This is a genomic window from Streptomyces sp. NBC_01320 (assembly GCF_035974375.1).
GTDB classification, from domain to species: Bacteria; Actinomycetota; Actinomycetes; order Streptomycetales; family Streptomycetaceae; genus Streptomyces; species Streptomyces yanii.
Map to the genome: position 1 here is coordinate 4146541 of NZ_CP108390.1, position 19305 is coordinate 4165845.

Annotated in this window: 14 protein-coding genes; 4 read left to right on the top strand and 10 right to left on the bottom strand. The window is 68.3% G+C overall.

Annotation, left to right across the window (positions count from 1 at the left end; all coding sequences use genetic code 11):
* Positions 1-112 precede the first annotated feature (112 nt).
* The 3 genes from OG395_RS18765 to OG395_RS18775 form a co-directional block, all read right to left on the bottom strand.
* Positions 113-1024 (bottom strand): ADP-ribosylglycohydrolase family protein, encoded by a 912-nt coding sequence (locus OG395_RS18765; RefSeq protein ID WP_327243998.1) that lies wholly within the window; start codon positions 1022-1024, stop codon positions 113-115.
* Positions 1025-1036: 12 nt separating this feature from the next.
* Entirely contained in the window at positions 1037-1696 is a 660-nt protein-coding gene (locus tag OG395_RS18770; protein ID WP_327243999.1) for a histidine phosphatase family protein, read from the bottom strand.
* A 420-nt stretch (positions 1697-2116) separates the two neighbouring features.
* On the bottom strand, positions 2117-2722 hold the full coding sequence (locus OG395_RS18775) for a YdbC family protein (protein ID WP_327244000.1): 606 nt from the start codon (positions 2720-2722) through the stop codon (positions 2117-2119).
* An 89-nt stretch (positions 2723-2811) separates the two neighbouring features.
* On the opposite strand from OG395_RS18775, the gene OG395_RS18780 reads away from it, so the two are divergent.
* Both OG395_RS18780 and OG395_RS18785 read left to right on the top strand, forming a co-directional pair.
* A complete protein-coding gene (locus tag OG395_RS18780) occupies positions 2812-3768 on the top strand; it encodes a DUF1152 domain-containing protein (protein ID WP_327249378.1) in 957 nt (318 codons plus the stop codon).
* Positions 3769-3896: 128 nt separating this feature from the next.
* Entirely contained in the window at positions 3897-4433 is a 537-nt protein-coding gene (locus tag OG395_RS18785) for a TerD family protein (protein ID WP_327244001.1), read from the top strand.
* 98 nt (positions 4434-4531) lie between these two features.
* Here OG395_RS18785 and OG395_RS18790 read toward each other — a convergent pair whose 3' ends face one another.
* Both OG395_RS18790 and nrdR read right to left on the bottom strand, forming a co-directional pair.
* Positions 4532-7435, bottom strand: a complete 2904-nt coding sequence (locus OG395_RS18790) for a vitamin B12-dependent ribonucleotide reductase (protein WP_327244002.1) — start codon at positions 7433-7435, stop codon at positions 4532-4534.
* A gap of 161 nt (positions 7436-7596) precedes the next feature.
* Entirely contained in the window at positions 7597-8109 is a 513-nt protein-coding gene (gene nrdR, locus OG395_RS18795; RefSeq protein WP_327244003.1) for a transcriptional regulator NrdR, read from the bottom strand.
* Between the two features lie 552 nt (positions 8110-8661).
* On the opposite strand from nrdR, the gene lexA reads away from it, so the two are divergent.
* A complete protein-coding gene (gene lexA, locus OG395_RS18800; protein ID WP_266980763.1) occupies positions 8662-9456 on the top strand; it encodes a transcriptional repressor LexA in 795 nt (264 codons plus the stop codon).
* Between the two features lie 117 nt (positions 9457-9573).
* On the opposite strand, the gene OG395_RS18805 is transcribed toward lexA, so the two are convergent.
* The 5 genes from OG395_RS18805 to OG395_RS18825 form a co-directional block, all read right to left on the bottom strand.
* Entirely contained in the window at positions 9574-11544 is a 1971-nt protein-coding gene (locus OG395_RS18805; protein WP_327244004.1) for an ATP-dependent DNA helicase, read from the bottom strand.
* A 38-nt stretch (positions 11545-11582) separates the two neighbouring features.
* A complete protein-coding gene (locus OG395_RS18810; protein WP_327244005.1) occupies positions 11583-13454 on the bottom strand; it encodes an IucA/IucC family protein in 1872 nt (623 codons plus the stop codon).
* Positions 13455-13514: 60 nt separating this feature from the next.
* Positions 13515-14249 carry a GNAT family N-acetyltransferase gene (locus OG395_RS18815; protein WP_327244006.1) on the bottom strand — a complete coding sequence of 245 codons (735 nt, stop codon included), beginning with the start codon at positions 14247-14249 and terminating at the stop codon, positions 13515-13517.
* Positions 14250-14310: 61 nt separating this feature from the next.
* On the bottom strand, positions 14311-16206 hold the full coding sequence (locus tag OG395_RS18820) for an IucA/IucC family protein (protein WP_327244007.1): 1896 nt from the start codon (positions 16204-16206) through the stop codon (positions 14311-14313).
* 29 nt (positions 16207-16235) lie between these two features.
* On the bottom strand, positions 16236-17627 hold the full coding sequence (locus OG395_RS18825; RefSeq protein WP_327244008.1) for a diaminobutyrate--2-oxoglutarate transaminase family protein: 1392 nt from the start codon (positions 17625-17627) through the stop codon (positions 16236-16238).
* Between the two features lie 315 nt (positions 17628-17942).
* Between OG395_RS18825 and OG395_RS18830 the strand changes: the two genes are divergently transcribed.
* Complete coding sequence (locus tag OG395_RS18830) at positions 17943-19166, top strand: trypsin-like serine peptidase (RefSeq protein ID WP_327244009.1); 1224 nt, start codon at positions 17943-17945, stop codon at positions 19164-19166.
* The last annotated feature ends 139 nt before the right edge of the window (positions 19167-19305 follow it).

The following is a 19305-nucleotide window of genomic DNA, read 5'->3' on the forward strand; positions in this document are numbered from 1 at the left end:
CACGCCCGTCATGATGATCATCGTGGGCGGCGTGGCCGAAAGATTAGCCCCCTGCTAGCGCTCGCAGGCGCCCGCGGCAGGGATGTGTCAGTACCGTGACAGTCGGCCCGTCTCAGCTGCGGCCCGGACGGGGAAGCCAGTCCGGCAGCTCTTCCGCCTGCGCCGACCAGTCGGCCGGCGGGGAGCCCGCCTTGCCCGCCGCGACGACCCCACCGACGATCGCGCAGGTCGTATCCACGTCCCCACCCGCCTGCACGGTCACCCAGAACGCCTTCTCGAAGTCGCCGAGGCTCCGCGCCGCAGACCAGAGCGCGAACGGCACCGTGTCATGTGCACTGGTACGGCGCCCGTTGCCCAGAACCGCGGCCACGGTCCCGGCATCGCTGTAGTCGAGCATGTCGCGAGCCCGGCGCAGCCCGGCGCCCACCGCACTGCGCGGTACGAGCGCGACCACGCCGTCGAGGAGCTCCTCAGGCGTCGGTGGTCCCCCGGGCGCGGCTGCGAGTGAGGCGGCCGCCGCCACAGCCATCGCACCCACGACGGCCTCCCGGTGCTGATGCGTGGTGTACGAGGAGATCTCGGCCTGGTGCGTGGCCTGCTCGGGGTCGTCCGCGTACCAGGCGCCGAGGGGCGCGATGCGCATCGCTGAACCGTTGCCCCAGGAGCCCTGACCGTTGAAAAGCGCCGACGCCAGCTCGCGCCAGTCGCCGCCCTCCCGGATCAGTCGGAGCATCCGGTTCACGGCGGGGCCGTATCCCCGGTCGAAGTCGTGATGGTCGGCGAAGGAGTGGGCGAGCGCGTCCTGGTCGATACGGTCGTGCCCGACGAGCACGGCCAGGACCGAACAGGCCATCTCCGTGTCATCGGTCCATTGCCAGGGTCCGGGCGGCAATGCGCGCTGTTTCAGGAGCGGATAGTTGACGGGCACAAAGAACTGGGATCCCAGGGCGTCTCCCACGGCCAGCCCGCGCAGGCTGGCCAGGGCGCGCTCGAAGCGTGTGGCGGTAGCGGAGTCAGCGGTCATCGCCCTTCCACTCTATCCGGTGATGCCATAGGGCTCAGGGGTGCGCCACCGCTCGAACGGCCGGTCAAGTGTGTAGCGGCCGTCCTCGCCGAGTATCAGCGTCCGTTTCTCCCCGTTGCCGGGATTGGACAGTGACTCGAATTCGGCCACGGTCCAGTGGAACCAACGCATGCAGAACAACCGCATCGTCAGTCCATGGGTGACGAGCAGAACGTTGGGCGGATGGTCGGGGGCTTCGAAGCTCCGGTGCAGGCTCTCCAGAAATGCCCCGACCCGGTCGTACACATCGGCGCCGGACTCCCCCTGCGCGAAGCGGTAGAAGAAGTGCCCGTAGGCATCCCGGTACGCCTTCTGCAGTCTTACGTCCTCGCGGTCCTGCCAGTTCCCCCAGTCCTGTTCACGCAGCCGTGGCTCCTCCCGCACCCGCACCCGCTCCAGGTCGAGGCCGAAAGACCTGAAGGTCTCGTGCGTGCGGCGGTAGGGCGAGACGTACACGCTGACCCGCTCCCGGCCGAAGAGTTCGCGCAGCTGTGCCCCCGTCTCCCTGGCCTGCCGCAAACCCGTTGCGGTGAGCCGCAACGCATGGTCGGGCTCGCGCTCGTACACCGTGTCATCGGCATTTCCCTCGGACTCGCCGTGCCGGACGAGGACAATGCGCTGCGGTCGTGCCATGTACAGACCCTAGATCGATTCCAGCGCATTTGGCTGTCCGGACCCCGTCCGATGTATGTCGCCGGTGAAACGGCGCCGCAGACCCGGTCGGGAGACCACCAACGCCGTGGCCGGAGAGGCCGTGGTCTTCTTCAGCTCCCACACCGGCCCGAGCGCCACGTGGTTCACGGGCGCGCCGAGCAGCAGCAGATCCTCGGGCCGGGCCGGCATACGGCCGAGTCCGAGCCGCCTGCGCTGCCCACGGAGGGCGATCCGCCGGGTACCCGTAGGTCCTGGACGCGGAACAGCCCGTTGCCCGAGACATCGCCGACCGGCTCGCCGACGCAGCCCAGGCTGCCGTCCCGGCACGCCGTTCAGCACTCGCCGCACCGCGGCAGGACCCGACTGATCACGAGCGGAACGGCCCTGGGTGCCGTCGGCTCAGACCGTCCAGGAGGGCTCGAGCTGCACGACGTCCCCCGCCAGAGCCGCCACATCGTCCTCGGTCTGCGCCCGTCGCGAAAGCCGTTCGAGGCTCCCCGGCCGGTACTTGCCCCGCTCAGCGCTCGACTGCCACATCGACAGCACGAGGAACTCGTGCCCCGGCGCCTCGCCGAACACGCCGCGCAGCATTCCGGGCGATCCGGCCATCGCCGGATTCCACACCCGCTGCTGCATCAGCGCGAAATGCTCCACACGGTCCTCGTGCACGGTGCTGTGTGCCACTCTGACCACGTCCGCATCAGTGAAACGTGGCTCGAAGCCGGTCTTCACGTCGAAGCGGCACTCGAACAGTTTGACCTGGATGTCGCTGTACGTTCCGGACTGCGCCGCAGCCAACTGGTCATGCGCACGCGCCATGAAGGAGTCGTAGAAGACCCGGTTCTCCCAGAACGCGAATACATGGGCAACCTCCGGTCGCCCCCGGCTCCATCCGCCCCCCTGTCCCCTGAACCCCGGCTCACCGAGCAGCCCCGCCCACTTTCGCTGCCCACGCTCGAAGCCACGACGATCCATCACGGTGCAGCGAATCCACTTGACCAGCACCGCGCCATCGTACGGCGCCGAACGTGGCACGGGTCACGCTCTGCCGGAGTGCACCCGAACCGGTCAACACGGACCGGAGAATGATCTCCATGACGGCCTTCCACACCAACCCTCTGTTCGCGCGCCTCGAATCGGCCGAGCGCATCCTCGTAGCCGGGGCGGGTGGCGGCTTCGACATCTACGCGGGCCTGCCGGTGGCGCTCTCCCTGCTCCATCAGGGCAAGAACGTCCGGCTCGCCAATCTGTCGTTCAGCGCGCTCGAAGGGCTTCCCCTCGACGCCTGGCTGGCGCCGGACGTCGCAGTCATCACACCCGAAACGGCCCTCCATCAGGCGTACTTCCCGGAACGCACCCTCGCCCAGTGGCTCGATCTGCACCACTACCCGAGCACCGTGCACGCCTTCACGCGGGTGGGAGTGCAGCCGCTGCGCGCCGCCTACCGGGCGCTGATCGAGCGGTACGACATCGACGCGGTCGTCCTCGTCGACGGCGGTACGGACATCCTGATGCGCGGCGACGAAACCGGGCTCGGCACCCCGGAGGAGGACCTGACCAGCGTCGCCGCCCTCGCCGGAATCGACGTACCGGAGCGCCTGGTCGTCTCCGTCGGCTTCGGGATCGACGCGTACCACGGGGTCAGCCACGGACTCGTCCTGGAGAACATCGCCGCTCTCGAACGCGACGGCGCCTGCCTCGGCGCATTCTCCGTCTCCCGTACGACGCGCGAGGGTGCCCTCTTCGTCGACGCGGTGGCACACGCCCAGGAGCACACGCCCGAGCATCCGAGCATCGTCAACGGATCGATCGCCGCTGCGGTCCAGGGCGCTTTCGGGGACGTCCAGTTCACGTCACGTACCCGCGGCAGCGAGCTGTTCATCAACCCGCTGATGACCCTCTGCTTCGCCTTTGAGCTGGAAGGGCTGGCGCGCCACTGTCTCTATCTCGACCGCATCGAGAACACCCACCTGATACGGCAGGTCAGCAACGCGATCGAGCTCTTCCGCGAAGAGATCAGCCCGCGTCCACCGCGCCGCATCCCGCACTGAACGGCACCGGGAACAACAATGGCCCGATTCCGCCACCCGCGCCCAAGCCGGTTGGCTCCGGGGACAGTTACGGACATGATCAGGTGGTACGACCGGTCCGACGGCCCAGCGGCAAGGAGGGAAGCCCGATGAGCACTCCCAACAAGGACATCGAAAAGGTCGAGGTCAGGCTCAAGTGGGACCCGAGTCCGCCGGGTGCGCCCGCTCACGACCTCGACATCATTGCGGCGACCTACCCGGCCGGCGAACCGTCCGGCAGCCCCTCGTATCTCGTGCACTTCGACAGCCGCTCGCCGGACGGCACCATCACGCTGAACCGCGACAGCAGGACTGGCCAGGGTCTCGGTTTCGACGAGGTGATGACTCTGGAGCTGGAACGGCTGTCGACCGCGTACACCCGGGTCGTGGTCGGAGTGGTCATTCAGCAGCGCGACGGCCGGAAGACGTTTGGCGACATAGCCAATACCGGCGTGCAGATTCGCGAGGGCTACACGAACCTGGCGGAGGACGACTTCTCCGGGGTCGCCACCGCCACCGCGGCGACCGTGGCCGAGTTCGTCCGGGACGGATCGGGCGGCTGGACGTTCCACGGAACAGTCCGGGGCTTCGACGGCGACCCCGGTTCGTACGCCGCGATCATGGGAAGCCACAAGCCGGGCATCTGACAGCTCGAGCCCCGGCAGGACGGACGCCGAGGGCGGCGGAGTCGAGAGACCGACTCCACCGCCCTGACCGGTGCTTCATGCCCCTACGGGGCCCTGGATCAGCTGCAACCGCTGGTCGAGCCGCAGCCCTCGCAGATGTAGCAGGATCCGGCGCGCTGCATCTTCGTGCCACAGGAGAAGCAGAGCGGCGCGTCCGCGCTGATGCCCAACTGCATCTCGACGAGCTCCGCCGAGGTGTGCGCCGTCCTCGGGGCGGGCATCTCCGCCTCCTTCGGAGGGGCGACCGCCTTCAGCGGCTCGGTCCGGATCGGCGCGGACTGGGCCAGGCCCTCGACGTCCAGCTCGTCGTCCTCGAGCGACGGCTCGTACGAACCGGTGTCGAGGTGACGCTGACGCTCCTCGGCCGAGTGGATGCCGAGCGCCGAGCGGGTCTCGAAGGGCAGGAAGTCCAGCGCCAGGCGGCGGAAGATGTAGTCGACGATCGACTGCGCCATCCGCACGTCCGGGTCGTCCGTCATGCCGGCCGGCTCGAAGCGCATGTTGGTGAACTTCGAGACGTACGTCTCCAGCGGGACGCCGTACTGCAGACCGACCGAGACGGCGATGGAGAAGGCGTCCATCATGCCCGCGAGGGTGGAGCCCTGCTTGGACATCTTCAGGAAGACCTCACCGAGACCGTCGTCCGGGTAGGAGTTGGCGGTCATGTAGCCCTCGGCGCCGCCCACCGTGAACGAGGTGGTGATGCCGGGACGGCCCTTGGGAAGACGCTTGCGGACCGGGCGGTACTCGACGACCTTCTCGACCGCGGCACGGATGGTGTCTTCGGTCTTGGCAGTGACCTCGGCCTTCTCCTTCTCCTTGGTCTTGGCGGAGAGGGGCTGGCCGACCTTGCAGTTGTCGCGGTAGATGGCGAGCGCCTTGACGCCCATCTTCCACGCCTCGAAGTAGACCTCCTCGACGTCCTCGACGGTGGCCGTCTCCGGCAGGTTCACCGTCTTGGAGAGCGCGCCGGAGATCCACGGCTGGATGGCCGCCATCATGCGGACGTGGCCCATCGCGGAGATGGAGCGCTCGCCCATCGCACAGTCGAAGACCTCGTAGTGCTCGGCCTTCAGACCGGGGGCGTCGATCACATTGCCGTGCTCGGCGATATGGGCGACGATCGCCTCGATCTGCCCCTCCTGGTAACCCAGGCGGCGCAGGGCCTGCGGGACGGTGCCGTTGACGATCTGCATCGAGCCGCCGCCGACCAGCTTCTTGAACTTGACCAGGGCGAGGTCGGGCTCGAGGCCGGTGGTGTCGCAGGACATCGCGAGACCGATGGTGCCGGTGGGCGCGATGACCGAGGCCTGCGCGTTGCGGAAACCGTTCTTCGCGCCGAGACGGATGACGTCCTGCCAGGCCTCCGTGGCGGCGGCCCAGATCGGGTTGTCCAGGTCGTCCATGTGGACGGCCGCGGCGTTGGCGTCGGCGTGCTGCTTCATGACGCGCTGGTGCGGCTCGGCGTTGCGGGCGTAGCCGTCGTACGGGCCGACGACCGCGGCGAGCTCGGCGGAGCGCTTGTACGAGGTGCCGGTCATCAGCGACGTGATGGCACCGGCGAGGGCGCGGCCGCCCTCGCTGTCGTACGCGTGGCCGGTCGCCATCAGCAGGGCGCCGAGGTTGGCGTAACCGATGCCGAGCTGACGGAAGGCGCGGGTGTTCTCGCCGATCTTCTCGGTCGGGAAGTCGGCGAAGCAGATGGAGATGTCCATCGCGGTGATGACCAGCTCGACGACCTTGGCGAAGCGCTCGGACTCGAAGGACTGGTTGCCCTTGCCGTCGTCCTTGAGGAACTTCATCAGGTTCAGCGAGGCCAGGTTGCACGACGTGTTGTCCAGGTGCATGTACTCGCTGCACGGGTTCGAGCCGTTGATCCGGCCGGACTCGGGGCAGGTGTGCCACTGGTTGATCGTGTCGTCGTACTGGATACCCGGGTCGGCGCAGGCCCAGGCGGCCTCGGCCATCTTGCGGAAGAGGGACTTGGCCTCGACCTCTTCGATGACGTCACCGGTCATCCGGGCACGCAGCCCGAACTTCCCGCCGGACTCGACGGCCTTCATGAACTCGTCGTTCACGCGGACCGAGTTGTTGGCGTTCTGGTACTGGACGGACGTGATGTCGTCGCCGCCCAGGTCCATGTCGAAGCCCGCGTCGCGCAGGGCGCGGATCTTCTCCTCCTCCTTGACCTTGGTCTCGATGAAGTTCTCGATGTCGGGGTGGTCGACATCGAGAATGACCATCTTGGCCGCACGGCGGGTGGCGCCACCGGACTTGATCGTTCCGGCCGACGCGTCGGCGCCGCGCATGAAGGAGACGGGACCGGAGGCGTTGCCGCCGGAGGACAGCAGTTCCTTGGAGGAGCGGATACGGGAGAGGTTCAGGCCGGCGCCGGAGCCGCCCTTGAAGATCATGCCCTCTTCCTTGTACCAGTCGAGGATCGACTCCATGGAGTCGTCGACGGCCAGGATGAAGCAGGCGGAGACCTGCTGCGGCTGGGGCGTGCCGACGTTGAACCAGACCGGCGAGTTGAAGCTGAAGATCTGGTGCAGGAGGGCGTACGCCAACTCGTGCTCGAAGATCTCGGCGTCGGCCGGAGAGGCGAAGTAGTTGTAGTCCTCGCCCGCCTTCCGATACGTCTTCACGATCCGGTCGATCAGCTGTCGCAGACCGGTCTCGCGCTGCGGCGTGCCGACAGCACCGCGGAAGTACTTGCTGGTGACGATGTTGACCGCGTTCACCGACCAGAAGTCGGGGAACTCGACGCCACGCTGCTCGAAGTTGATCGAGCCGTCGCGCCAGTTGGTCATGACGACGTCACGGCGCTCCCACGCCACCTCGTCGTACGGATGCACGCCGGGGGTGGTGTGGATGCGCTCGATACGCAGACCCTGCTTCGTCGCAGTCGACTTGGGTCCCTTGGCTCGGGAACCTCGTGCCGGGCCGCTCGCCGTCTCTGTCATGCCGCCTCCCATATGTGGGCAAAAACGCCCTGAAGTGCCCAGAACTTCCCGGGGCACAGTGTGTGTCTGATGCTTCGGTTGCCGCGCACAGCACCCGGAGCAGGTTCCTGCAGCCGCCCTGCCACTGATCTCACAGCCCTGTGTCGATCAGCCGGTGTCGCTCAGTCGGCGGCGACGGCGGGAACGGGAACCTCAAGAGTCCCGCCGGTCCCGCATCCCTCCACAAGAGACCGTCGCTCGCGGAGTTCCACGATCGCGGCCTCGAAGTCTTCCAGTGTGTCGAACGCCCGGTACACGGACGCGAAGCGCAGGTACGCGACAAGGTCGAGTTCCTGCAAGGGGCCAAGAATGGCCAGACCCACGTCGTGAGTGGTCAGCTCCGCGCTCCCGGTGGCACGCACCGCCTCCTCGACCCGCTGGCCGAGCTTGGCGAGGGCGTCCTCGGTGACCGGCCGCCCCTGGCACGCCTTGCGCACGCCGGAGATGACCTTGGTGCGGCTGAAGGGTTCGGTCACCCCGCTGCGCTTCACCACCATCAGCGAGCAGGTCTCCACCGTGGTGAAACGGCGGGAGCAGTCGGGGCACTGACGGCGTCGACGGATCGACGTGCCGTCGTCGGTGGTGCGGCTGTCGACGACCCGGCTGTCGGGGTGCCTGCAGAAGGGGCAGTGCATGGCTCCGAACCCTCCTCACGGCACGACTGAATAGCCTCTTCAGGCCCCGTTGGGGGCCTTCGAAGCAGCCACAAGCATAGGCGATGACCACGGCCGGATCGACCGGAGACCACAACTTATGGGTAGCTGGAACAATCCAACCACTAGATCTTGGGTTTGGTTGCACATTTGGCCCTAGCGCGTGTCGCGCATCCCAGGCGGCCCGCAGGCGACGTGCGGCCGCCCACGAGGTTACGGGACACTCCCGGCCGCACGGATCGCGGGGCACCCGCCACCTGACCCGAACGGCCGCCGGAAGACCACCCCGCGTGGCAGCGGCGCGGCCGCGGAGGCTACCGTAATGGGCCGAATTGCCGGTGGCGTCGGGTCGCCGCAAAGCGGCCCGGGCCTGGGCCGGAACGCAGTTGGAAAGCCGCCCGGACCCTGCTCATACACCCCGCGGTGAACAGGGCACAGACTTTTATTCGTTTTTCACTCGAACGTGTGTTTGGCGCAACCTTTCGAAAGCTACTACCGTTGTCCAGCTAGGGAGACCATTCGAGAGGGGCCGACGTGACCACCACCGCAGACAGTGCCACCATCACTGCCCAGGACCGCTCCCAGAGCCGACTCCAGCCGGTGCATGCCATGAATGACTCAGTCACGAACACGGAGGGGCCGGAGCCGGCACGACCGGCACGCTCGCTCCCCGGCCGACCTCCAGGCATCCGAGCGGACAGCTCGGGGCTCACGGACCGCCAACGGCGCGTGATCGAGGTCATCCGGGATTCCGTGCAACGCCGGGGATACCCGCCATCGATGCGGGAGATCGGTCAGGCGGTGGGCCTGTCCAGCACGTCCTCCGTCGCCCATCAGCTGATGGCCCTGGAGCGCAAGGGCTTCCTGCGCCGCGACCCGCACCGGCCCCGGGCGTACGAGGTCCGTGGTTCGGATCAGCCCAGCACGCAGCCGACCGATACGACCGGCAAGCCCGCGGCATCGTACGTACCGCTCGTCGGGCGGATCGCAGCCGGTGGCCCGATCCTTGCCGAAGAATCGGTCGAGGACGTCTTTCCCCTCCCCCGCCAGCTGGTCGGGGACGGCGAGCTGTTCGTTCTGAAGGTCGTCGGCGACTCGATGATCGAGGCGGCGATCTGTGACGGCGACTGGGTCACCGTCCGCCGTCAGCCCGTAGCGGAGAACGGCGACATCGTGGCCGCAATGCTGGATGGCGAGGCCACCGTCAAGCGCTTCAAGCGGGAGGATGGCCATGTATGGCTGCTCCCGCACAACTCCGCGTACCAGCCGATCCCTGGCGACGAGGCAACCATCCTCGGCAAGGTCGTGGCGGTGCTGCGGCGGGTGTGAAGAGACACCTGCACGGACAGGGCCCCGGGATCCGCTGCGCCGGTCCTGGGGCCCTGTCCGTGCAGCTGACGCCGCCGACCGCTCAACGATGAGCAGGAGCACCGGCGGGCTTACGGATCACCGCCCGTCGGCCTTGGCGGCAGCGTCAATGGCCGCGAGTGAGCGGCGGGCCTGGTTGCGGTCCGTCGTGTACCAGAAGTCGGGAAGCGAGGCCCGGAGATAGCTGCCGTACCGGGCATTGGCCAGCCTCGGGTCGAGCACCGCGACCACACCCTTGTCGCCTGTGGCTCTGACCAGACGACCGGCACCCTGGGCCATCAGCAGTGCGGCGTGGGTCGCCGCGACAGCCATGAACCCATTGCCCCCCGCCTCCTCGACGGCCTTCTGGCGCGCGCTCATCAGCGGATCGTCGGGACGCGGGAACGGGATCCGGTCCATGATCACCAACTGGCAGCTCGCCCCCGGGACATCGACGCCCTGCCAGAGCGAGAGTGTGCCGAAGAGGCAGGTCTCGGGGTCGGCCGCGAAGTTCTTGATCAGCTCACCCAGCGTCTCCTCACCCTGCAGCAGGATCGGCTTGTCGAGCCGGCCACGCAGTTCCTCCGCAGCGGCCTGGGCTGCCCTCATGGAGGAGAAAAGCCCGAGCGTGCGCCCGCCGGCGGCCTCCACCAGTTCGGCGAGCTCGTCCAGCATGTCGGTGCGCGAACCCTCCCGGCCGGGCGTGGCCAGGTGCTTGGCGACGTACAGGATGCCCTGCTTCGGGTAGTCGAACGGCGAGCCGACGTCGAGCCCCTTCCACTGCGGGAGGTCGCCCTCCGCGGTGCCCTCGGGGGCCAGGCCCAGGGACGCGCCCACACCGTTGAAGTCTCCGCCGAGCTTGAGCGTGGCGGAGGTGAGGACGACGGAGCGCTCCGCGAAGAGCTTCTCGCGCAGGAGGCCGGAGACGGAGAGCGGGGCGACCCGCACGGACGCGCCGAAGCGGTCATGGCGCTCGTACCAGACGACGTCGTACTCGGACCCCTGGGTGATGCGCTCGGCGACGCCGTGGATCGTCTCCACGGAGGCCATTGCCTGCTTGCGGACGGCGTCCTCGTCCTGGACGGACTTGTCGCGGGTGGACCCCAGGGCCGTGATCACGGTGCGAGCAGCGTCGCGGAGCGCCATCAGCGCGTAGCCGAGGTCCTCCGGGATCTCTTCCAGACGGCCGGGGAGCGCCAACTCCATCACCCGCTCGAAGCCCTCCGCCGCGGTCTGCAGGGCGTCGGCGGCCTTCTCGTTGACCAGCTTCGCCGCGCGGCGCACGGCCCGGTTCACCTGCCCGGGGGTGAGTTCTCCGGTGGCCACTCCGGTGACACGGGAAACCAGCTCATGGGCCTCGTCGACGATCAGCACTTCATGCTGCGGGAGCACCGGGGCCCCCTCGATCGCGTCGATGGCGAGGAGCGCGTGGTTGGTGACGACGACATCGGCGAGCTTGGCGCGCTCGCGGGCCATCTCCGCGAAGCACTCCGCGCCGTACGCGCACTTGCTGGCGCCCAGGCACTCCCGGGAGGAGACGGAGACCTGCGCCCAGGCCCGGTCGGAGACGCCGGGGGTGAGGTCGTCGCGGTCTCCGGTCTCGGTCTCGTCCGACCAGTCCCGCAGCCGCAGCAGATCCTGCCCGAGCTTGCTCGACGGCGCCGCGGCCTCGAACTGGTCGAAGAGTCCCTCTTCCTCTTCCTGCGGGACACCTTCGTGGAGCCGGTGCAGACAGAGATAGTTCGAGCGCCCCTTGAGCATCGCGAACTGGGGTCGACGGCGCAGCAGCGGATGCAGGGCGTCGACCGTACGCGGAAGGTCTCGCTCCACGAGCTGGCGCTGTAGCGCCAGGGTGGCCGTGGCGACCACGACGCGCTCCCCGTGCGCCAGCGCGGGCACCAGGTAACCGAGAGACTTGCCCGTGCCTGTACCGGCCTGGACCAGCAGATGGGAATTGTCGTCGACGGCCTCGGCAACGGCCTCGGCCATGGAGGCCTGACCAGGCCGCTCCGTACCGCCGACGGCGGTCACGGCGGCGTGCAGAAGCTCGAGGAGGGATGGCTTTGTCATAGCGTGACCAGCCTACGGTGCATCACTGACAACGGGGATCACTCCAGGACTCGCGAGGAGGGGTGGAGTGGGTTGGGAACCGTTCCGTGGACGGCGGCGTGGGGGCGCTCGGGCCGGTCGCGGTAGCCGTCGCGATACAGGCGGTTGCGGTTGAGACAGAGGCGTTCTATGCGCGGCGTCAGCATGTCGAACATCTCGAAGCGGTCCTTGAGCTCGGGAAAGCGGGCGTGGTGGCGCAGGATCTCGGCTCGGACGAGTGACCAGAATTCGTCCTCCGGGACAGCCAACTGCTCCTCGCACAGCCTGGACAGGAATCGGAAGACACCGACGAAGAGCCCTGAGTGGATGAACTGGGTGAGGAAGCCGGGATCCTCGGTGAGAAGGATGCTGCGTACGTCGTCCGGCATGGTCGCGTGCTCCGGCAGCGGCCGGGCGCTGATGTTCACATCGTCGACGAAGTCCTTGATCGCCAACCGTACGGGCACGTCCTGGCCGTCGAAGACCACGATGGCGTTCTCGCCGTGTGGGGAGAAGACCGTGCCGTACTGGTAGAGGAAGTGCAGCAGCGGCGGGAGCAGTGCGGCGAAGAGCCGGGTCAGCCAGACGGAGGGGATCAGACCCGAGCGGGCGACGAGCTCGGCGGTGAAGGCGCGGCCGTGCGCATCCGTGTGGAGCAGCGACGCGAGGGTGCGGGCGCGCTCACCGGGCGCGAGCCGGGGGTGGAGCGGTTCTCGCCAGATCGCGCCGAGGATTTCCTTGAACTGGTACGGGGTCTCGGGGAGGTGGTCGTAGAGCGGGTGCTCGACCGCCACGGAGGCAACCTCTCCGAGCAGGATGACCCCACAGGTGTCACGCAGAAAGGGGTCGCGGTCGCGCAGGCCCTGCACCCACGTGGTGACGGCGGGCGCAGCGAGGGTCCGCTCGGTCGGCAGACCCCGCCAGACCAGCGTGTTGAGGATCGACAGCGGCAGTTTGACGGTGTGCCGGTCGGGGTGTCCGAGGTTGGCGAAGGTACGGATGGACTGCTGCGGCAACCGTAGGTCCTCGTCGGTGTGCAGCGGAACGATGTCGCCGTCGGCGATGGCCGGGGCGAACAGCGGAACGATCCATTCGTCCCACTGCCAGGGGTGCACGGGAAGAAGGAGGTAGGAGTCCGGGTCGAGGCCGCGGGCGCGGAGTCCGGCGGCGAATGATGCGCGGACCGGGGCGTCGAGTTCCTGCGCGTACAGCTGCTCGGGAGTGGCGAGCCGGGTCACACCTCGGTAGCCGGCGATCCGGGTGCTCACGGCGATCCACGGCAGCCTCACCGGCCTGCGGGCCTCGGGCGTGAAGCGGGAGGCGTCGGCGGCGGAGAATCCGAGGCGCCCCTTGTTGGCGACAAGCCACGGATGGCCGGTCTGGTGTCCCTCGAGCTCGGCGTAGTCGAGTTCGGCCAGCCGGGCGGCGGTGAACGCGGTGTGGTCCAGCCGGGCGTCGGCGGCGAGTGTGGTGGTGATCTCGCGGATGAGGTGGCCGAGCGTGGCGCCGTCGAGTTCGAGGAGACGGTGGGCGCGGGCAAGGAACTGCAGCGGATCGCCGAACGGGATGGTCCCGGCGCTCTCGTCCTGACCGCTACCCGCGGGCGCGTTCCGGTCGGTGACGCGCATCGAGTCGGGGGCGACGTGCCAGCCGCCGTAGACGCCCCGGCCGGCGCGGAAGTTCAGGGTTTCGCCGTCGTCCAGCGCAAGGGTGTAGGTGTCGCTCCCGGCGGCCCTGGGAACCGGCTCGATGACTTCCTCGTAGGCGAACTCTCCGAGCATTTTCGCGAGCAGGCGGGCGGCAGCCCGTTCCCAGACCGTCCGGTTCAGTTCTGGAGTGCTGAGCAGCGCGGGAGACTCCGCTGGTTCATGGCTCGCAGGATTGTTCGGCACGGGGACTCCTCGGGACGGAACCGATGGGCTTCGAGCGGTGTAAGTAATGCAACAGGTCGTTCACAGCTGGGCACGGTGGGCTCGGTCGCGGACCATCAAGGCAGCTCGCTTGTCGGGGAGTTCGACTTCCGCGGAGAACCGGAAGCCGGCGCTCAGGAATGCGGAGACGGAGGGGGTGTTGCGCAGGTCGGGTTCCGCTACGACGCGTGCGCAGAGAGGACGGTTGTCGAGTACGAGGTCGGAGACGGCCCGGAGCAGGGTGGTACCGACGCCGCGCCCGCGGTTGTTCACGCCGCCGATGAGGAGGTGGATTCCGGTGTCATGCGGTCGGGCGGGATAGTGGCGCGCCAATGGGTCGAGGTCCGCACGATAGATCTCCCAGTAGCTCATGGGAATGCCGGAGAGCACGCCCAGGCAGGGGACGCTGCGTCCGTCACCGTCGAGCTGCGGACGTAGATGGGTGGCGGTGACGGCTTCGGCTCCTGCGAGTTCCCAGAAGGCGGCGACTGCCGGGTCGTTCATCCAACGACTGATCACGGACAGGTCGCGGTCCAGTCGCACGGGGACGAGTTGAAAGACTCCAGCGGTCGTGGTCACCGGTCGCCATTCGGCCGGGTTGTCGAGCAGGTCGGAGGTGCTGGGCAGGGCGGTGGCCGGTGTTGCTGCCGGTGTGTCTTCCCCGAACAGCGCGAGGAACTCGTCGGGGAGCTTCAGGTCCAGGGTGTCCTCCACGCCCGTACCCGCCCGTGGGGCGGGGCCGGTTCCTGCATCGGTGTGTGCATCGTCGGGAGGCACGGTGACGCTCTCCTCTCAGCGGTTCAGGTAGTTCAGTGGTTCAGGCGGTGGTCATGTTCTCTCAGGCGTACAGGGGGTTGGCGATGGTGACATAGACGGACTGAGTGTCGACGGGGCCGACGAGTTCGTCGAGACCGTGCAGTCGGGTCAGCATGTTGGCCTTGCACCGCAGCTGCGGGTTCTGCAGCAGCTGCGCGGGAAGCGGGGAGCCGAGGCCGGTGACACCGCCGAGGAACCGGCGGAGGCCGGCGATGAGCACTCGTTCATCGGCGAGATGCTCAGCTCCGAAGGCTCCGATCAGACCGAAGATGTTGTTAATGCCCAGGTAGTAGGCGAAGCGCTCGTCGGTGACCGCATCGGAGACGAAGGTGTCGCTGACGGTTCCGATGCCGGGGAGCCTCTGCTCAAGTGCTGGGCGATGCGATTCGCGGAAATAGTAGCCCTGGTTGTCCCGATACCGGCCCCCGATGGGCCAGCCGGCGGCGTCGAGCAGCACCAGCGTGTTCTGCTGGTGGGCTTCCAGGGCGACGCCTGCTGTGGCATCGAGCCACAGCACGGGGCGCACGACCCGGTCGAGGTAGCGCAGGAACCACTCGGCGGCGACCGCTCCCTTGGTTCTGCCGGTGGAGGCAGCGAGGCGGAAGACAATGTCGGCGAGCCGCGATTGCATGCCTGGCCGGTCGGACCAGGGGCGCGGGGAAGTCAGCCCGGCGATGCACACCGCATCGTCGTGCGGGCCGAAGGGGTTGTGACGCAGCATGACATCGAGGCCGGGGACGGGTTCGCCACCCGGTGTGTCGACGGCGAGCCAGGCCGGGTCGCGAACAATGTCGAAGCTGGGGTGGACGGCGTGCCACTGCGCAGCGAGTCCACTGCGGAGCAGCCGGTGGACCTCCACGCCCCGGTGAAGTTCCTTGCGGAGATTCTCACGACGGGAGTTGGTGATGCGTACGCCGAGGGAGAGCTTGAGCATGACGTCGGCGCCGGACTGATGGACGGTACGGACGGAGGAGGTGGGGTGCCAGAGCTCGCCGTGCGGTCCCAGGTCATGGAGAAGACCGGCTTCGAGCAGGGCCGCGACGTCCGGACGGCTGCCCAGTTCCCGTGCCTGCCAGGGGTGGAGCGGAATCGGTGCCGTGTTGGCGGGGAGGTGCAGTCCCTCGGCGTGGGAGGCGACGAGGTCTTCGGCGGGGACGGGGCGGCCTCCGTCCGTCCAGGAGGAATCGGTGGCCAGCAAGGAGCGGTCCACAGCCATCCAGTGCAGCGGGAAGGAGCCGAGCAACTCCGGTGAGTAGAGCCGGGATTCGGCCTCGGAGATGCCTTCGCGGCTCTTCGGGCTGGGGTGCAGGGGGTGGCCCAGCAAAAGCGACTGCTCGGCAGTGAGGAAGAGGTCCGAGTCGGCGGGAGGCGCGGGTGCGCGGCGTCGCTCGGCGATGAAACCGGCTGCACGGCGTACGGAGTCAGCGACCCTGGCCACCATGTCGGCGCCTTCGTTGCGGTCCGCCTCGCGCCCCAGGAGGGCGGCGACGGTGACGGCATCGGTGGTCGGGGCTTCGTCGGGTGCGTGCTCCAGGTTAGGCGGGCCGAAGCGGTGCCATCCCGTGGCGGACCAATAGAGGACGGGGACGAGCAGGGCGGTACCGCTGGCGGGAAGCGGGAGGCGGAGAGTGTTCCCGTCGGGTCGGGGCAGATCGTTCTCGCGGACCCAGCAGCGCAGCAGGTTCTCGACGCCTGATGCGTCTGCCGCCCGGAGCGGGTCCGGGTGGTCGAGAGGATCGGCCGTTCCTGCGCCGGCAGGGGGTTCCTGCGGAGTACACCGCTCGCCCTGGAGGGCTGCCATCTGGCACGGCACCGTCGTCTGCTCGACTGCCACTCGGCCGACGAGCACGGACTGGCCTCGTTGCCGGCCGACGGGGGCGCCGTCGGCCTCGGGCGCGGGCGCGGGGGTGGGGTTCACGGCGGTCTTTCTTGTGAGGGTGTCCGGGGTCAGTGGGTCGACCCGGTCGTGATTCGGCGATGCGGCGAGCGTTCAGCGGCTGCCAGGGCGTCGGCGAGGCGGTCGACGACCGCCGTTGCCTGTTCGTCGGTGAGTGTGAGCGGAGGGAGTAGGCGTACAACGCTGGAGTGGCGTCCGCCGAGTTCGACGATGAGGCCCCGCCGGAGGCATTCCTGCTGGACAGCGGCGGCGAGGACCGGATCGGGCGGTGCCTCGGTGGCGCCTCCGGTACCGCAGGTGAGCGGGGCGGACTCGGGGTCGACGAGTTCGACCCCGATCATCAGCCCCCGTCCGCGGACGTCTCCGATGCACGGGTGGTCGGTGGCCAGCGTGCGGAGGCGGGCGAGCATACGGGCGCCGAGCGACGCGGCGCGCTCGGCGAGCCTGTTCTCGCGCACGTAGGCGAGGGTGGCCGTGCCGGCGGCCATCGCTAGTTGGTTGCCGCGGAATGTGCCGGCGTGGGCGCCCGGTTGCCAGGTGTCCAGTTCGGAACGGTAAATGATCACTGCAAGCGGGAGGGAACCACCGATGGCCTTCGAGAGCACCATCACATCAGGGGTGATCCCGCTGTGCTCAACTGCCCAGAAGGCGCCGGTCCGGCCGACGCCGGTCTGGACCTCGTCGGCGATCAGGGGGATGGATCGGGAGGCGGTGATCTCACGCATCCGGCGCATCCAGCCGTCGGGGGCGGGGTTCACGCCGCCCTCCCCCTGCACCGGTTCGACGATCATTCCGGCCGGCGTGGGTACTCCGCCCTTGGGATCGTCCAGCAGGCTCTCGGTCCACCGGGCGGCGATGTCGGCACCGCGTTCGCCACCGATACCGAACGGGCACCGGTACTGCAGCGGGAAGGGGAGCCGGGTCACGCCGACGTCGTCGGCTCCGCCCGAGGCCGCAAGGGCTCCCGCCGTCATCCCGTGGTAGGCGCCGGTGAAGGCCAGGAGTCCGCTGCGCCCGGTCGCGGCACGGACCAGTTTGAAGGCCGCCTCGACGGCGTCCGTGCCGGCCGGTCCACAGAACTGGATGCGGGCGTTGTCGGCGAACTGCCGTGGCAGTGTGGCGAACAGTTCCGTGGTGAAGGCGTCCTTGACCGGGGTCGCGAGGTCGAGGACGTGGAGGGGCGCACCCGAGTCGATGACCTTCTTGATCGCTTCCAGAACCACCGGATGGTTGTGCCCGAGCGCCAGCGTGCCGGCTCCGGAGAGACAGTCGAGATAGCGCCGTCCGTCCGCACCTTCGATGGTCAGCCCGCGGGCCCGCACCGGCACGATCGGCAGTGACCGCGCATAGGTGCGAGCGGCCGATTCGCGCAGCGACTGGCGGCGCAGGATTCCCTCGTGCACCGCGGGTGGTGCCACCGGAGCTGGTTCGGTCACGGCCACGGCTTCTGGTCCTCCCGCTGTCACAGTTGCGTTGCACGTCAGTACGTTTCCGCATGAACGGACTGCGGCGATGAACGCTGTCCGTAAGTCCCTCGTACGTACCAACGACGCCGCGCACAGGGGATCACGGGTAAGTCGGAAGATCCTTGCGGAGACGGAACCGTGGACCTGCTGCGTACCGTCCCCACCGGCACCGGCATAGTGGGGGGCCGTGCCGACACTCCGGGCACCGTCACCGGAGGGGGCGGTGCGTCGGAAGAGTGCCCAAATGCACTACAGAAGTGCTGAGTTACGAAGTCCCAGGGGGATCACCGCATGCGACCGATTCGACCAGTTCTCACCGCACGTCCGGGGAGGAGCGGACGTCCCACGCCCTCCTCCGTGCTCGCCGTGGCCGCGGTCACCGCCGTTCTCACGCTCACGGCCACTGCCTGCGGGCCGAGCGAGGACGGTGCGAATGCCGAGCCGAGCAACTCCGTCGGGCAGACCACGGACGACAAGATCACTATTCCGGATGATCTGCGGGACCGGCTCAAGGAACACGGAGTCGACCTCGACAAGTGGAAGAACGGCGAGTGGAAGAACTGGGACAAGGACACGTGGCTGCGTGAGGCCAAGGACTTCATCAACCCGATCATCGAGGGGCTCTGGGACCCGGCCCGTATGCGGGATGCCGACAAGGCGCCCGAGCAGCCGGTCGACAACGACATCTCGGATGACAAGGGTGTGACGGACCCGACGCCCGCGCCGGTCCAGGCCACGAATGTGCAGTCGCCTTACCACGGCAATGCCGCAGAGTCGGGGAAGCTCTTCTTCGACGGTCCCGAGGGTTCCATGGTCTGCTCCGCAACCGTGGTGAAGGACCCGGCCAATCCCGGAAAGTCCAACATGGTGTGGACCGCCGGACACTGTGTACACGCGGGCAAGAAGGGCGGCTGGTACCGCAACATCGCCTTCGTGCCGTCGTACAACAACAGCGGCCTGTCGCTCGCCGAACTGAAGAGCGCGCCCAAGGAGAAGATCGCACCCTATGGCGTGTGGTGGGGGCAGTGGGCGCAGACCTCCGACCAGTGGATCGCCGACGGCGGCCCCACCGGTGGCCAGGGAGCCCCGTACGACTTCGCGGTCCTGCATGTGGCCCCGGAGAAGGGATCGACCGGGAAGTCCCTTGAGGAGACGATCGGTTCGGCGCTGCCCGTCGAGTTCAACGCCCCGGCCGTGCCGAAGATCGACAACATGACGGCAACCGGATTCCCGGCCGCTCCGCCGTACGACGGCCAGACGATGCTGCAGTGCAAGGACAAGCCGGGCCGCCTCTCGCTCACCGAGGCAGACCCGACGATGTACCGCATCGGGTGCTCCATGACCGGCGGCTCCTCCGGCGGTGGCTGGGTCGCAGCGGGCCAGGACGGCAAGCCCGCACTGGTGTCGAACACGTCCATCGGCCCGGTGACGGCCGGCTGGCTGGCAGGGCCGCGCCTCGGCAAGGAGGCCAAGGGCGTCTACGACGCGGTCAGCAAGAAGTACGCAGGACAGTAAGGCGCACGAACTGCCACCGGCAGCATTGCCGGTGACGGTTGTTCAGGGAACCCTCGGCACGACAGCAGTCCGTCGAGGGCGCCTGGGGGCCGGGCGGTGCCCGGCCCCCAGGCGCCCCCTCATGCGCCGGTGCTCGGTG

Bases quoted from the DNA above. Each gene is read 5' to 3' on its own strand.
- OG395_RS18765 (WP_327243998.1), bottom strand. From the start codon at position 1,024: ATGACCGCTGACTCCGCTACCGCCACACGCTTCGAGCGCGCCCTGGCC.
- OG395_RS18770 (WP_327243999.1), bottom strand. From the start codon at position 1,696: ATGGCACGACCGCAGCGCATTGTCCTCGTCCGGCACGGCGAGTCCGAG.
- OG395_RS18780 (WP_327249378.1), top strand. From the start codon at position 2,812: ATGACGGCCTTCCACACCAACCCTCTGTTCGCGCGCCTCGAATCGGCC.
- OG395_RS18785 (WP_327244001.1), top strand. From the start codon at position 3,897: ATGAGCACTCCCAACAAGGACATCGAAAAGGTCGAGGTCAGGCTCAAG.
- OG395_RS18790 (WP_327244002.1), bottom strand. From the start codon at position 7,435: ATGACAGAGACGGCGAGCGGCCCGGCACGAGGTTCCCGAGCCAAGGGA.
- nrdR (WP_327244003.1), bottom strand. From the start codon at position 8,109: ATGCACTGCCCCTTCTGCAGGCACCCCGACAGCCGGGTCGTCGACAGC.
- OG395_RS18805 (WP_327244004.1), bottom strand. From the start codon at position 11,544: ATGACAAAGCCATCCCTCCTCGAGCTTCTGCACGCCGCCGTGACCGCC.
- OG395_RS18830 (WP_327244009.1), top strand. From the start codon at position 17,943: ATGCGACCGATTCGACCAGTTCTCACCGCACGTCCGGGGAGGAGCGGA.